9 protein-coding genes are annotated in these 14,932 nt (G+C 71.5%); 6 read left to right on the top strand and 3 right to left on the bottom strand.

Going from position 1 to position 14,932, the window contains the following annotated elements:
- Positions 1-94 precede the first annotated feature (94 nt).
- From HQQ85_RS02995 to HQQ85_RS02985, 3 genes are all read right to left on the bottom strand, one after another.
- The gene (locus HQQ85_RS02995) at positions 95-3,511 is read right to left on the bottom strand and encodes an error-prone DNA polymerase (protein WP_173181013.1); all 3,417 of its coding nucleotides are present in this window, start codon (positions 3,509-3,511) and stop codon (positions 95-97) included.
- A 111-nt stretch (positions 3,512-3,622) separates the two neighbouring features.
- Positions 3,623-5,407 carry a DNA polymerase Y family protein gene (locus HQQ85_RS02990; protein ID WP_173181012.1) on the bottom strand — a complete coding sequence of 595 codons (1,785 nt, stop codon included), beginning with the start codon at positions 5,405-5,407 and terminating at the stop codon, positions 3,623-3,625.
- A complete protein-coding gene (locus HQQ85_RS02985; protein WP_254069095.1) occupies positions 5,404-6,225 on the bottom strand; it encodes a hypothetical protein in 822 nt (273 codons plus the stop codon). Before HQQ85_RS02985 ends, HQQ85_RS02990 begins: the two co-directional genes overlap by 4 nt.
- Before the next feature lie 121 nt (positions 6,226-6,346).
- Here HQQ85_RS02985 and HQQ85_RS02980 point away from each other — a divergent pair, with 121 nt between their 5' ends.
- From HQQ85_RS02980 to coaE, 6 genes are all read left to right on the top strand, one after another.
- A complete protein-coding gene (locus HQQ85_RS02980) occupies positions 6,347-8,020 on the top strand; it encodes a DUF885 domain-containing protein (protein ID WP_173181010.1) in 1,674 nt (557 codons plus the stop codon).
- A 2-nt stretch (positions 8,021-8,022) separates the two neighbouring features.
- A complete protein-coding gene (locus HQQ85_RS02975) occupies positions 8,023-8,805 on the top strand; it encodes a DUF4166 domain-containing protein (protein WP_173181009.1) in 783 nt (260 codons plus the stop codon).
- Positions 8,802-9,815, top strand: coding sequence for an epimerase (locus HQQ85_RS02970; RefSeq protein WP_173181008.1), 1,014 nt, complete (start codon positions 8,802-8,804; stop codon positions 9,813-9,815). Before HQQ85_RS02975 ends, HQQ85_RS02970 begins: the two co-directional genes overlap by 4 nt.
- A gap of 222 nt (positions 9,816-10,037) precedes the next feature.
- A complete protein-coding gene (locus HQQ85_RS02965; protein WP_173181007.1) occupies positions 10,038-12,635 on the top strand; it encodes a LuxR family transcriptional regulator in 2,598 nt (865 codons plus the stop codon).
- Positions 12,636-12,749: 114 nt separating this feature from the next.
- A complete protein-coding gene (gene rpsA, locus HQQ85_RS02960; RefSeq protein ID WP_173181006.1) occupies positions 12,750-14,201 on the top strand; it encodes a 30S ribosomal protein S1 in 1,452 nt (483 codons plus the stop codon).
- 93 nt (positions 14,202-14,294) lie between these two features.
- Positions 14,295-14,921, top strand: coding sequence for a dephospho-CoA kinase (gene coaE / locus HQQ85_RS02955; RefSeq protein WP_173181005.1), 627 nt, complete (start codon positions 14,295-14,297; stop codon positions 14,919-14,921).
- The last annotated feature ends 11 nt before the right edge of the window (positions 14,922-14,932 follow it).

Here is a 14,932-nt window from a genome sequence, read left to right as displayed (position 1 = left end):
TGGTCACTTTTGACGCGAAACACAGTGTTTTGCGGCCAAAAGTGACCACTCGCGAACTGCAGCAGGTGGGCGCGGGGTCGCGGGGTGTGCGGGGTCAGCGGAAGTCGCGGGAGGAGGTCTTGGCCGCCAGGGTGAGGGGCTCGAGCTGGTCGGCCACGAGGTTCGTGATGCCCTCGTCGGTGCGCTCCAGGATGCCGCGCACCACGAGCGCCGGCGAGTCGCGCGCGATGCGCCGGTAGCGCTTCCACACGCCGACCCCGCAGATCACGTTCAGGATGCCCGTCTCGTCCTCGATGTTCATGAACGTGATGCCGCTCGCCGTCGCCGGACGCTGCCGGTGCGTCACCACCCCGCCCACCTCGATGCGCCGCCCGTTCTCCGCCGTCGCCAGGTCTGCCACCGAGAGCGCCCCGCGCCGCCGCAGCTCGGCCCGCGCGTGCGCCAGCGGATGGTCGTCGGGCGAGATGCCCGTCGCCCACAGGTCGTAGACCACCTGCTCCTCGGCCGAGAGCATCGGCAAGAGCGGAGGCTGCACCGACACGAAGGTGCCCGGCAGGTACTCCGCCTTCTCCTGCGCGGCGTTGCCCGCCTCCCACAGCGCCTCCCGCTTGGTCAGCCCGAGGCTCTCGAACGCGCCGGCGGTGGCGAGCGCCTCCAGCTGCGGAGTGGTCAGCCCGACCCGCCGCGCCAGATCGGCCATGCTCAGGTAGAGCCCGTTCTCGTCGCGCTCCGCCACGATCTTCTCGGCCAGCGTGGTGCCGATCGAGGTCACCTCGTCGAGTCCCAGCCGCACCGCCACGTTCCCGTCGCGGCGGTGCTCCGCCGTGCGGTCGGGCTTCGAGCGGTCGAACACCTTGGGCACCGGATGCGGTCGGCCGAGGCACTCGTCGAGCCCGGTCTCGGCGACCACGGCCCCGGGCTCGGCCGAGAGCAGCACCGGTTCGAGCCCGGCCTGCACGCCCGAGCGCTGGATGTCGGGGCGTCGCACCTCGACACCGTGCCGCCGCGCATCCGCCGTGAGGGTCTGGGGTGAGTAGAAGCCCATCGGCTGCGCGCGCAGCAGCCCGGCGAGGAACGCGGCGGGGTAGTGCAGCTTGATCCAGGAGCTCGCGTAGACCAGCAGGGCGAAGCTCGTGGAGTGGCTCTCGGCGAAGCCGAAGTTCGCGAACGCCTCGATCTTCGTGTAGATCACGTCGGAGTCGGCGGCATTGATGCCGTTGTTCGCCATGCCCTCGTAGAGCTTCTCGCGCAGGCTCGAGATCTTCTCGAGGCCGCGCTTGGAGCCCATCGCCCGGCGGAGCAGATCGGCGTCCTCTGCGGAGCAGTCGCCGACGGCCATGGCCATCTGCATCAACTGCTCCTGGAACAGCGGCACCCCGAGCGTGCGCTCGAGCACCGGCTTGAGCTTCGGGTGCAGGTAGGTCACCGGCTCCTGCCCGAGCTTGCGCCTGATGTACGGATGCACGGCCCCGCCCTGGATCGGCCCGGGACGGATCAGCGCGATCTCGACCACCAGGTCGTAGAAGGCGCGCGGCTGCAGGCGGGGGAGCGTGCCCATCTGCGCCCGGCTCTCGACCTGGAAGACGCCGATCGAGTCGGCGCGGCAGAGCATGTCGTAGACCGCCTCCTCCTCCTTGGGGAGGCTGTCGAGGTTCCAGAGCCGGCCGGTGGACTCGTTCACGAGATCGAAGCAGTACTGCAGCGCCGAGAGCATGCCGAGGCCGAGCAGGTCGAACTTCACGAGGCCCATCCAGGCGCAGTCGTCCTTGTCCCACTGGAGCACCGTGCGGTTCTCCATGCGGCCGTTCTCGATCGGGCAGACCTCGCCGACCGGGCGGTCGGTGAGCACCATGCCGCCGGAGTGGATGCCGAGGTGCCGCGGGAACTTCAGCACCTCGGTGGCGAGTGCGATCACCTCGTCGGGGATGTCGTGGTCGTCGCTCTCGACCGCCGGGCCCCAGCGCTCGATCTGCTTGGACCAGGCATCCTGCTGACCGGGGCTGTGACCGAGCGCCTTCGCCATGTCGCGCACCGCGAACTTGGGGCGGTACTGGATGACGTTCGCCACCTGGGCGGCGTTGCGGCGGCCGTACTTCTCGTAGACGTACTGGATGACCTCCTCGCGCCGCTCCGAGTCGAAGTCGACGTCGATGTCGGGCTCCTCGTCGCGCATGCTCGACAGGAAGCGCTCGAAGGGCAGCTCGCGGGCGATCGCGTCGACCGCGGTGATGTCGAGCAGGTAGCAGACGGCGGAGTTCGCGGCCGAGCCGCGGCCCTGACAGAGGATGCCGCGGCTGCGGGCCTCGCGCACGATGTCGTAGACGATGAGGAAGTAGCCCGGGAAGTCCTTCATCTCGATCACCGCGAGCTCGCGGTCGATGCGCGCGAGGTCGTCGTCGCTCGCATCGGGGTACTTGCGCGGGATCGCGTCGAGCACGAGCTGCCGCAGCCATGACATGGGGGTGTGCCCCTCGGGCACCTTCTGCCGGGGGAGCCGCGGCTTCGCCATGCGCAGTTGGAAGGACAGGTCGGCCGCGACCTCGACGGTGCGCTCGACGGCGCCGGGGTAGCGGGCGAAGCGCCGGGCCATCTCGGCGCCGGAGCGCAGGTGCGCCGTGGGGGCGGCGGGCAGCCAGCCGTCGAGCTCGTCGAGACTGCGGCGGGCGCGCACCGCGGCCAGCGCCTGGGAGAGGCGGTGCTGCTTCGTGGTGGCGTAGTGCACGTTGCCGGTGGCGACCGTGCCGAGGCCCTGCTGCTCGGCGATGGCGGCCAGGGCGTCGTTGCGGGTGCTGTCGAGCGGATCTCCGCGGTCGGTGAGCTCGACCAGCACGTTCTCGCGCCCGAACAGGGCGACGAGGCGGTCGACCTCGCGGGCGGCGCCGTCGGCCCCCTCGAACTCGAGCGCCTGGCGCACGGGGCCCTTGCGGCAGCCGGTGAGCACCATCCAGTCGCCGTGGGCCTGGGCGGCGAGCTCGTCGAGGTCGTAGAGGGGGCGGCCCTTCTCGGCCTGCGGGGCGAGCTGGGCGGAGGTGATGGCGCCGGCGAGGCGGTGGTAGCCCTCCTTCCGGCGGGCGAGCACGAGCAGGTGGGAGCCCTCGGGGTCGGCGACGCCGTTCTGCGGCTTGCTGAGGTCGAGCGAGAGCTCGGCGCCGAAGACCGTGGCGACGTCGTGCTTCTCGGCGGCCTCGGCGAAGCGGACGATGCCGTAGAAGCCGTCGTGATCGGTGAGGGCGAGGGCGTTCAGGCGCAGGCGGGCCGCCTCCTCGATCAGGGTCTCGGGGGAGGACGCTCCATCGAGGAAGCTGAAGTTGGAGTGCGCGTGGAGCTCGGCGTAGGGCACCGCCGGCTCGACGGGCTCCTTCGGCTGGGCGCTCTCGGCGGCCTCGGGATCGTACGGTGCCCGCTTGGCCGACTCGGTCACCCCGTCGCCGGGCGGTGGCCCGGGTCGCGTGCGGTCGGACAGCGTGCGCTCGAGCTCCGACCACGGGATCGCGGGATTGTTGAAGCCCATCAGCACCCCCTCGCTCGAGCCCGGCGGGCGGGCGGGCTGAAGCGGCAGGCCGGTGCCCGGCGGGCGGGCGGGTTGACGTGGCGGGCCGGTGCCCGGCGGATGGGGATGCGATCAGTCATAGCGGGCCTCCGCCCACCAGAGGTGGCGGTCGAGGGCGAGGAGCCAGGCGACGCCGTCGGCATCGACCAGCTGGAGGCGGTCGACGCGGCGGGCCTTGCGGCTGTCCCACCAGCGCTCGGACACCGGCCACGGCCCGGCCCAGGCCTGCACCGGCCGGAGCGACCGGCCGGAGACGTCCGGGGAGAAGCGGGCGGGCACCCCGACGAGCTCACCGGAGTCGTCGACGTCGACCAGCTCGTTCCGGCCCGTCACGAGCAGCACCTGGCGGCGGTGCTCGAACACCGTGGTGGGCAGCGGCGGGGGGAGGCTGCCCGGCCAGGGCGCCACCTCGGCTCCCGCCGAGCTCTTCGGCCCCCGCCGCCGCCCGCCGGCCGACGCCGGCCTGACCGAAGCAGACCTGCCCGTCGCGCCGGTGGAACCAGCGGTGCCGGTGGTGCCGGGCGCGGGGAATCCGATCATGGCCTCGGCTCCGGCCAGTGCCAGGCGGGTGCTGGGTGCCGCCACCGCCGCGGGCGCGGTGCGGGGCATGGTGGGCGCGGTACGTCCAGGGGCGGCTGGAGTCGCCGGGCGGTCGCCCCACGGGACGAGCAGCTGCCGCTCGCGCGGGGAACGACCGCCGCCGATGGAGGCGGTGAGCACCCCCTCGTGGCCGACGATGCTCTGCACGCGGGAGAGGCCGTGGTGGATGCGCTCCTCGGAGCCCGTGCCCCACAGTCCGGTCTCGTGGCGCGCGCTGTCGTCGACCGTCTCGGCGGTGAGCCGCACCCGCACGACGGGGGCCGAGAGCGTGCTCTCGATCGTGCTGCCGCCCTGCAGCTGCCAGCGCACCCGGTCGACCACGTCGCTCGCGCCGAACCAGCGCGGATGCAGCCAGGTGCGCTCCCGCACCTCGCCCCGCTCGGTGGCGATCTCGATGCGCAGCTCGGTGCAGACCAGGCGCGCGGCGGCGAGGTCGCCGACGAAGCGGTCGGCCTCGGCCCGGATGCTGAAGGTGATCTGGTCGATGCGCTCGAGCGGCGGCTCGAAGGCGTTGACGCTCTCCCGAACCTCGGGCGGGACGCGCGGGATCACCCGCCGCGGGTCGGTGCCGCTCGCCCGCTCGTGCGCCCGCGCCCCCGGCTCGCCGAAACGGGACCGCACGTCTTCGGCCGGCAGCCGCGCGAAGTCGCCCAGCGTGCGGATGCCGAGGCGCCAGAGCAGGGCGCAGAGTTCCTCCTCGGCCAGCAGCTGCAGCGGCAGGCGGGCCAGGAACTCGGGGGAGGCGCCCTCGGGCACGATGCGGATGAGGTCGACCCCCGGCAGCCGGGCCGCCTGCTCGGCCGCGAACAGCCCGTCGGCCACGCCGACCCTGGCCTCCGTGACCCCGAGCTCGGCGAAGCGCTCGAGGAAGGCGAGGGCCGCCGCGTGCTCGCTGCCGTAGAACCGCTTCGGGCCGCGGGCGCGCAGGGCACAGCTGCCGGCGCGCATGACCTGCACGTTCGGGCTCATCTCCTCGAGGGCGCTGATCAGCGGCTCGAAGGCACGGTTGACGTGCACCGGGTCGTAGGGGAAGTCACGCAGCCGGGGGCTCCGCGCCTGCGCCTCCCGCAGCCGCAGTCCGCGGCGCACCCCGTCGGCCCGCGCCCCCTCGGAGCAGGCGTACACCAGCCCCTTCTCGATCACCGCGATCGGGTCGTCGAGCGTCAGCCCCTCGACCTCGGCCGTCGCCGCCACCGGCCAGTCGGGGCACCACAGCACCATCGTGCGCACGGCCCCGGCGGCCGCTCCCGCGCTCACCCGTTCACCTCGCGGAGCAGCCAGAGGGGCGAGGAAGTGCCGGACGCAGGGGTCGGAACAGCAGAGCCGGCCGGAAAAGCAGAGACGGCCGGAACAGCCGCAACGGACGGAACGCCCGCGCCAGGCGGCACAGCCGCCATCCCCGGCAGCTCCATCACGGGCCGGAACAGCTCGTCGCCGTCGGGCAGCCACAGCCGCCCCCGCCGCGGCCGCCCGTTGCCGGTGCGGGCCGTGACCGACACCATCACCTGCCGCCCCGCCAGGTAGCCGTGCCCCGAGCCGATGCCCGTCCACGAGCTCTCGGTGATGCGCAGCGTCGCCTCGCTCTGCGGCCAGTCGCCGAGCACGATCAGCGTGGCCTCCCGCTGCCGGATGCGCGCCTGCAGCCGCGCCATGGCGGCGTCGGGCACGCGGCCGGGCGCCTGCGTGACGACGACCCCGACCACGTCGGCCATGGCCGCGGTGACGGTGAGCCACTCGTCTCCCGGATGCGGCACCAGCGCCAGCCGCTCCAGGTCGACCCCGAACCGCGCCGCCGCCTCGACCCCGAAGTCGGGCATGCCCACCACACCGCACCAGACGCCGTCGGCCGAGGGCCCCGCCATCAGCGCCATGACGAGCGCGGTCGAGCCCTCGACCGAGTAGGCGGCACCGGCGCGCAGCGAACCGCCGGGCAGTAGCGGCGCGATCGCCGGATGGGTGCGCACCGCCCTCGTGTCGAGCTTGGTGGCCTGCATCTGGCTGATGCGCGACTGCAGCGCCCGGATCTCCTCGCCCGCCGAAGCGGGGGAGGAGACGTCGAGTGCGGCATCGGTCATGGCCCCATGTTCGAACATATGTTCGAAGAAGTCAATCGGGCCGAAGAGGCTGTGAAGAGCATCCTGGAGCCTGTGAAGAACCCTCAGCGCCGGTGTCGGTGGGGTGCCCTAGGGTCGTTGCATGAGCAGTTCGACAGTACGTCCCGCAACCGACATCGACCGCATCGCCGAGCGCTGGGTCGACACCGTGGTGGAGCTCGAGCCGGTGCTCGGCACCTACATCGGCCGCACCGAGGCGAACGACCGCTTCGGCGATCTCTCGCCCGCCGGGCACGAGCGCTATGTCGCCGCCGTCACGTCCGTGCTCGCCGAGCTCGACGGCGCCACCCCGGCCGACGAGGTCGACGAGGTCACCAAGACCGACCTGTCGAACGAGCTGCGGCTCAGCCTGGCGAGCAGCGAGGCCGGTCTGCACCTGCGCGACCTGAACGTGATCGACTCGCCCAGCCAGCACATCCGCGAGGTCTTCGACCTCATGCCCACCGAGACCGAAGACGACTGGGCGGTCGTCTCGAAGCGCCTCTCGGCCGTCAAGGAGGCGGTGAACGGCTACATCGTCACCCTGCGCGAGGGCATGCGCCAGGGCGTCGTGCCCGCTCGCCGGCAGGTGCTCGAGGTGCTCGCCCAGGCCCGCACCAACTCGGGCCCCGACAGCTTCTTCACCACCTTCGCCACGAGCGCCGAGGCCACCGCCCGCGTGGGCGAGGCTCTGCACCGCGACCTCGGGCGCGCCGCCGAGACCGCGTCCGAGGCCTACACGAAGCTCGCCCAGTTCCTCGAGAACGAGCTGGCGCCGGTCGCCGGTGAGCAGGATGCGGTGGGCCGCGAGCTCTACGCCCTCCAGTCCCGCCGCTTCCTGGGCGCCACGATCGACCTCGACGAGACCTACGAGTGGGGCATCGAGGAGCTCGGGCGCATGGTGCGCGAGCAGGATGCGATCGCCGAGGAGATCAAGCCGGGGGCGTCCGTTCTCGAGGCCATCGCCTTCCTCGACGAAGACCCTTCCCGCAAGCTCCACGGCACCGAGGCGCTGCGGGTCTGGATGCAGGAGACCAGCGACCGCGCCGTGGCCGAGCTCGGCGCGACCCACTTCGACATCCCCGAGGAGGTGCGGGCGATCGAGTGCATGATCGCACCCACCCACGAGGGCGGCATCTACTACACCGGCCCCACCGACGACTTCTCGCGCCCCGGCCGCATGTGGTGGTCGGTGCCCGAGGGCGTCACCGAGTTCGACACCTGGCGCGAGCTCACCACCGTCTACCACGAGGGCGTGCCCGGCCATCACCTGCAGATCGGCCAGGCCGTCGTCAACCGCGCGAAGCTCAACACCTGGCGCCGCCAGCTCGCCGGCACGAGCGGCCACGCCGAGGGCTGGGCGCTCTACGCCGAGCGGCTGATGGAGGAGCTCGGCTACCTCGACGACCCGGCCGACCGCCTCGGCATGCTCGACGGGCAGCGCATGCGGGCGGCCCGCGTCGTGCTCGACATCGGCGTGCACCTGCAGAAGCCGCGCCTCGACGGGCAGGGCGTCTGGGATGCCGGGTACGCCCTGGAGTTCATGCGCCAGAACGTGAACATGGACGACGCCTTCATCCGCTTCGAGGTGAACCGCTACCTCGGCTGGCCCGGCCAGGCCCCCTCCTACAAGGTGGGCCAGCGCATCTGGGAGGAGGTGCGCGACACCCTCCGTGCCCGCGAGAAGGAGGCCTTCTCCTCGAAGGAGTTCCACCGCCGCGCCCTCGACCTCGGCGGCGTCGGCCTCGACACCCTGCGCACCGCGCTCCTCGGCTGATCGTGGCGGCCCGCGCGCGTTCCCCCTACGAGCTGACCTCCGGCTCGGCCCTCGACGACCTGCATCCGGTGGTGCGCCGCTACGTCGGGGGCATAAAGCCCGGCTTCCGCGGCTACGGCAGCGGGGTGTTCGAGCAGATCGGCACCCCGAGGCGCTGGCTCTGGCCGGTGCTCAGGATGCTGGCCCCGCAGGGCATCCTGTTCCCCGCCTGGGAGCACAACGTGCCCTTCAGCATCGTCAACGCCCCGCTCGTCGACCGCGACGGGCGCACGGGTGTCGTCGCGGTGCGCCGCTTCCACTTCCTCAGCGGCGCGCAGGCCATGGTCGACGCGATCACCGCCGAGAACCCGGGCGCCGACGGACTGGTCGACCATCTCGGCCTCGACCGGCGCTTCCGGGTGCGGCTCGCGACCCGGGTCGTGCGGGGCGAGCTGCACCTCACGTCGACCGCGCTCGAGCTGCGGGTCGGGCGGCACTTCGTGCGGCTGCCGGCGGCGCTGTCGCCGCGGGTCACCGTGGTCGAGCGCTTCGACGACGCCGCGAACGCGGGGGAGGGTGCGCAGCGCGTGACCGCCGTGGTCGAGGCGCCGGTCGTGGGGCGGGTGTACGAGTACACGGGCACGTTCCAGTACGAGATCCGGCCCGAGCCGCTGCGGGCACGGGTGCGGGCGGATGCGGCGGGAAGCGCCGGGTCGAGCGCCGCCGCCGATCCCGCAGCCGCACGCCCGTCCTCGTCCGACGGGGCCTCGACGCCCCAGGGTAACCACCCGGGCGGCACCGAATGACGTCGCCGGAGGCCACGCCGACACGGCGGGTCGTGCTCGCCGGAGCATCCGGCTTCATCGGCACCGCCCTCGCGCAGTCGTTCCGAGACGAGGGTGCCGAGGTGCTGCTCATCGGTCGTCGGGGGCCGGGTGCGCGCTGGGGTGATCCCGCGGCGATCGCCGCCGCCGTCGACGGCGCCGACCTCCTGATCAACATGGCCGGCAAGAGCGTGAACTGCCGGTACGACGCGGCGAACCGCGCCGAGATCTTCCGCTCGCGGCTCGACACCACGCGGGCGCTGCACGAGGCCGTGGCCGCCGCCGCGCATCCGCCCCGCCTGTGGATCAACTCGTCAACCGCGACCATCTACCGCCACGCCGACGACCGGCCGATGACCGAGTCGACGGGCGAGATCGGCGAGGGCTTCTCGGTGAACGTCGCCACGAGCTGGGAGGCCGAGTTCTTCCGCGGCGAGCTGCCCTTGACGCGCCGGGTCGCGCTGCGCACGGCGATCGTGCTCGGCGACGGCAGTGCGCTGGCGCCCATCATGATGCTCGCGCGCGTCGGCCTCGGCGGCCCGCAGTTCGACGGGCACTGGCCCGCGACGCGCGCCGGGGTCGCCGCGGGCACCTACCACCGCTACCGCCCGAACTCCCGGTGCGGCCGGCAGCGCTTCAGCTGGGTGCACCTCGACGACGTCGTGGGCGTCGTGCACTTCGTCGACGAGACCCCCTCGATCGACGGCGTCGTCAACGTCTCGTCGCCGAACCCCACCGACAACCGCACCTTCATGGCCTCGGTGCGCCGGGCGGTCGGCGCACGCGTCGGCATCCCCACCTGGCGGTGGATGCTCGAGCTCGGCTCGATCGCCATCCGCACCGAGACCGAGCTGGTGCTGAAGAGCCGCTGGGTGCTGCCCGAGCGCCTCGAGGCGGCGGGCTACCCCTTCCGCTACCGCGACCACGACGCGGCCCTCGCCGCGATCGTCGCCGAGCGCCGCGCGACCCGCCGGGGTACTGACCACCGTTGATCTGCACGTCCGGGACGTGGTCTGAACCTCCGGGAGGTGATCTGCACCTCCGTGAGGCGGGACCCGTACCGCCCGACAGGCGGCCGACACTACTGGCTTCGCCACTGATCCGGCGCCATTCATCTGGTGGAGTCCGGCGCAGTACGCCACAATGATGGCCCGGACCAACAGCTCCGGTGACATGCCGGCAGTCGGCGCACGACATCGATTCCTGGGGGCGCGATGACACACGATCGCGAGCGGGAGAGCCAGCTTGAGGCGGCTCGGAGCAGCCTGATCGGCGGTCGCGGCGTGATGATCTTCGGATCGCCGGGTTCGGGGCGATCCTTCTTCCTGCGGAGGCTGGTCGAGCAGGTCGACGAGCCGACCCGCCTCCGCCTGTGGATCGGGGACGACCTGGATCGCGTCGACGACGTCCAGCTGGAACGGCTCGTGAGGTCCATCGGGGAGGGGTCGGTGCTGCCCGTCCTCACCGCTGTACGGGGGCGCCTGCTGCGCGAGCCCCTCGAACGGCTGTGGCGGGAAGGCTTGGTCGACCGGATCGACCTGACACCGCTGGAAGGCAGCGCGACGCTGGAGATCGTCGAGGAGTTCCTCGGCGGGCGGCTCGACCCCGACGCGGTTCCCGCCCTGGTGCCGCGTCGACCGGGCGGAGATCTGGTCGTGCTCCACGACGTCGTCCGGGAGTCACGGACGAATGGTGCGCTGACCTCTCGGGACGGGGTCTGGCGGCTGAACGGCGATCTGCTGCCGTCACCCGAGGTCCGGAGGCTGATCCACAGCAGAATCGGCACCAGCGTTCCGGTGACTCCCGCGGTGGAGACCCTGCTCGACCTGATCTCCCTGGCACCCGAACTCTCGCTCTCCCGCCTCGAACGCGTCATGACGACGCTCGAGGGAGGACATCCCGGTGACAAGGAGGAGGCCGGACAGGCCTTCGAAGCGCTCGACGGCTTCGGGATCATCGACACGATCGACAGCAGGGGGACCATCCGGCTTCGCGTGCACGATCCGGTGATCGAGCTCCTGCTGCCCGCGATGATCGGCCGCTTGCGCCGGCGCCGTCTGTCGGCGGCGATCGTCGATCTCCTGTCGGCGGGGAGCACGGCCGTAGGCGAGTCCGGGGGCGCGCTTCAGGACACGACCGCACTGAGCGCGGGGGAGCCCATCGCCCTGGCCCGGCTGTCGCTCTGGCTCGGACGGGATGTCGATCCGGCCGCCCTCACGCGGTCGGGTGAGCTCGCATTGAGATCGGCGCGGCCACAGCTGGCGGCGCAGCTGGCCCTCGCGGCCATTGAACGAGATGGTGACGTCGACGCCTCCCTCGTCCTGGCCGCAGCCGAGGCGCAACTGGGTCGCTGGGATTCGGCACTGAGTCGACTGGCTGCGATACGAGGAGACGTGACCGGTGACCCCGACCGGATGCGAGGGGTCGACGAGCTCATCGAGGCCGTCCGCTCGAGGTCTGATGCGTCGCTGCCCCGGTGGGGGTCGGCGTCGGGCACGTCGGCACCCGCGCCCGTCCTCGATCTGTCCGCCGTCCTCCGTCTGAACGTCATCGAGCTCGGAGACGGTGCATCGGATTCCCTGTCAGGGGACAGCAGAGCCGCGCTGCTCCGCAGCGAGCAGCTGGCGGTCGCCGCCTCCGTGGCGACCCTCCGAGGTGAACGGTCACGGGCCCTGGAGCTCATCGACGAGGGCGAGAAGCTGCTCGACGGAATCAACGCCGACACCTTCAGGATGCGGTTCGGCCGCGCCATCGCCGATGTCTACGACCGGCCGATACCCGAATCGATCGTCCTGTTCCGCGCCCTGCACGACGAAGCCGCCGCAGCCGGACAATCCGTGCAGCAGGGCCTGGCCGACGAGCTCTGGGGCGCGACACAGGTCGTCGCCGGCAAGGCTGCGCTGGCCCTGCCGGTCCTGGCACGGGCCACAGAGTATCTCGAGGCGGCCGGGGTCGTGGAGTCAGCCCTGCTCGCGCGGATCGCCTGGGCGATGGCCTCGGCCGCGGTGGGCGACATCGACGCCGCCGTCGAGCAGATCGAGTCCGTCCTGCCCCGCTCGGTGGGCGTGCCGTACATGGAGGGCTGGGCGCTTCAAGGACTCGGGGTCGTCCAGGCCTGCCAGGGTTCCGTCGACCAGGCGGCCGCCAGTTTCGTCCGTGCCGCGGAGTCGCACGAGGCGCACGGACTCCCGCAGGCACGCATCATCGCGCTGACCGAATCGGCCCGCGCGGGAAACGCGACGAGCGTGCTGGCCCAGATCGAGGAGCTCTCGCCCCAGGTGGAGGGCGCCTGCATCGCCGTCACCGTGAAGCACTCGAGAGCCCTCGCCGCCCTGGAGAACCTGGACGGCGACCTGGGCGGCGCGGGTGGGCTCGCGGGGGAGTTCGACGCCGTCGGCCAGGCCGCTTCCCGTCTCGGTCTACACACCTACGCCGCCGAGTCCTACTCCCATGCCTCGGCGCTGCACGCCGCAGGCGGCGACGACCGGCGTGCGTCGGCGTCGGCCCGCCTGTGCGAAGAGCAGATCGCGGCCTGCGGTGGGTTCCGCCCGCCGCTCATGCCCCATCACTCCAGGAACCCCCTGTCAGGGAGGGAGCAGGAGATCGCGCGCATGGCTGCCGAGGGCCGGTCGAATCGGGAGATCGCCGAGACGCTCGTGCTGTCCGTCCGCACGGTCGAGACGCACCTGCTGCGGGTCTACCGCAAGCTCGGGGTGCGCGGCCGCAGCGAGCTGGCGAGCGCGCTGGCCGGCTCCGGCATCGGAATACCCGGTGCTCCGAAGGCGTTGCAGGACAGTGAGCTGAATAGCTAGACTAGAGCGTCACTTCTGTGACTTCTATCCGCCTGCCAGTCGCGGAAAACCTGGACTTCGAATGAGATCCCGCGCGACCGGCCTGAATCATGTCCACAACGGAGCAACCACTACATGACAATCGCAACGACCGAAAAGGCAACCAAGCAGGTCGCCATCAATGACATCGGATCTGCTGAAGACTTCCTCGCCGCGGTCGAAAAGACTCTGAAATTCTTCAACGACGGAGACCTCATCGAGGGCACCGTCGTGAAGATCGACCGCGACGAGGTCCTCCTCGACGTCGGTTACAAGACGGAGGGCGTCATCCCTTCGCGTGAACTCTCGATCAAGCACGATGTCGACCCGACCGAGGTCGTTCAGGTCGGTGACCTGGTCGAGGCCCTCGTCCTCCAGAAGGAGGACAAGGAAGGCCGCCTCATCCTGTCGAAGAAGCGCGCCCAGTACGAGCGCGCATGGGGCGACGTCGAGAAGATCAAGGACGCCGACGGCGTGGTGACCGGTTCGGTCATCGAGGTCGTCAAGGGCGGTCTGATCGTCGACATCGGCCTCCGCGGCTTCCTCCCCGCCTCGCTGATCGAGCTCCGCCGCGTTCGCGACCTGACCCCGTACCTGGGCCAGGAGATCGAGGCGAAGATCCTCGAGCTCGACAAGAACCGCAACAACGTCGTGCTGTCGCGCCGCGCCCTGCTCGAGCAGACGCAGTCCGAGAGCCGCACCACCTTCCTCAACAACCTCCAGAAGGGGCAGGTCCGCAAGGGCGTCGTCTCGTCGATCGTCAACTTCGGTGCGTTCGTCGACCTGGGCGGCGTCGACGGTCTGGTCCACGTCTCCGAGCTCTCCTGGAAGCACATCGAGCACGCCTCCGAGGTCGTCGAGGTGGGCCAGGAGGTCACCGTCGAGATCCTCGAGGTCGACCTCGACCGCGAGCGCGTCTCCCTGTCGCTCAAGGCGACGCAGGAAGACCCGTGGCAGGTGTTCGCCCGTACCCACGCCATCGGCCAGGTCGCGCCCGGAAAGGTCACCAAGCTGGTGCCGTTCGGTGCGTTCGTCCGCGTCGCCGAGGGCATCGAGGGCCTGGTGCACATCTCCGAGCTCTCCGGCAAGCACGTCGAGCTCGCCGAGCAGGTCGTGTCGGTCGGCGACGAGGTCTTCGTCAAGGTCATCGACATCGACCTCGAGCGTCGCCGCATCAGCCTCTCGCTGAAGCAGGCGAACGAGGGCGTCGACCCCGAGGGCACCGAGTTCGACCCGGCGCTCTACGGCATGCTCACCGAGTACGACGACCAGGGGAACTACAAGTACCCCGAGGGCTTCGACCCGGAGACCAACGAGTGGAAAGAGGGCTTCGAGGCCCAGCGCGAGAAGTGGGAGCAGGACTACGCCGAGGCGCAGGCCCGCTGGGAGGCCCACAAGAAGCAGGTCGCGACGTCGGCCGCCGAGGCGCTCAACAGCGACATCCCCTCGGGCTCGAACTCGTTCTCGAGCGAGTCGACCGGCGCGGGCACCCTCGCCGACGACGAGACCCTCGCCGCACTGCGCGAGAAGCTCAGCTCGAACAACTAGTCACACCAGCAGTACCGGATGGCCGTCCCTCTCGAGGGGCGGCCATCCGCCGTTTCCCGGCCGGCGTCCGGGTCGCCCGCTAGCATGGGCAGCGTGTTCGTGATCGCACTCACCGGAGGCATCGCCGCCGGCAAATCCACCGTCGCCCGCCGCTTCGCCGAGCACGGGGCCGTCGTGATCGACGCCGACCGGCTCGCCCGGGAGGCCGTCGAGCCGGGCACCCCCGGTCTCGCCGCGATCGCCGAGCGCTTCGGCCCCGGGGTCATCGACGGTGACGGTCGGCTCGACCGTCCGGCGCTCGGTGCCATCGTCTTCGCCGACGAGGAGGCGCGGCTCGACCTGAACGGCATCACCCATCCGGCCGTCGCCGCGCTGCTGAAGGAGCGCCTGGCCGAGACCGCGCAGGCCGACCCTGACGCGATCGTCGTCTACGACGTGCCGCTGCTGGCCGAGTCGGGCGGGCGCCGCGACGGGCTGTTCCGCTTCGTGGTGGTGGTCGAGGCTCCGGCCGAGGTGCGGGTGCAGCGCCTCATCGAGCTGCGCGGGATGGCCGCCGACGAGGCCGAGCGGAGGGTGGCGTCGCAGGCCAGCGACGAGGAGCGCCGCGCCCTCGCCGACATCATTATCGACACGGGTGGCACTCTCGACGAGACGGTGCAGCAGACAGACGCCGCATGGTCGCGGGTGCGCGACGCCGCCGCGCGAGCATCCGCTGGGTGATGACGACCCCA

This window comes from Herbiconiux sp. VKM Ac-2851 (assembly GCF_013205105.1).
GTDB lineage: Bacteria > Actinomycetota > Actinomycetes > Actinomycetales > Microbacteriaceae > Herbiconiux > Herbiconiux flava.
Note: the sequence above shows the minus strand (reverse complement) of the source record. Positions and strands in the feature narration are given on the sequence as shown.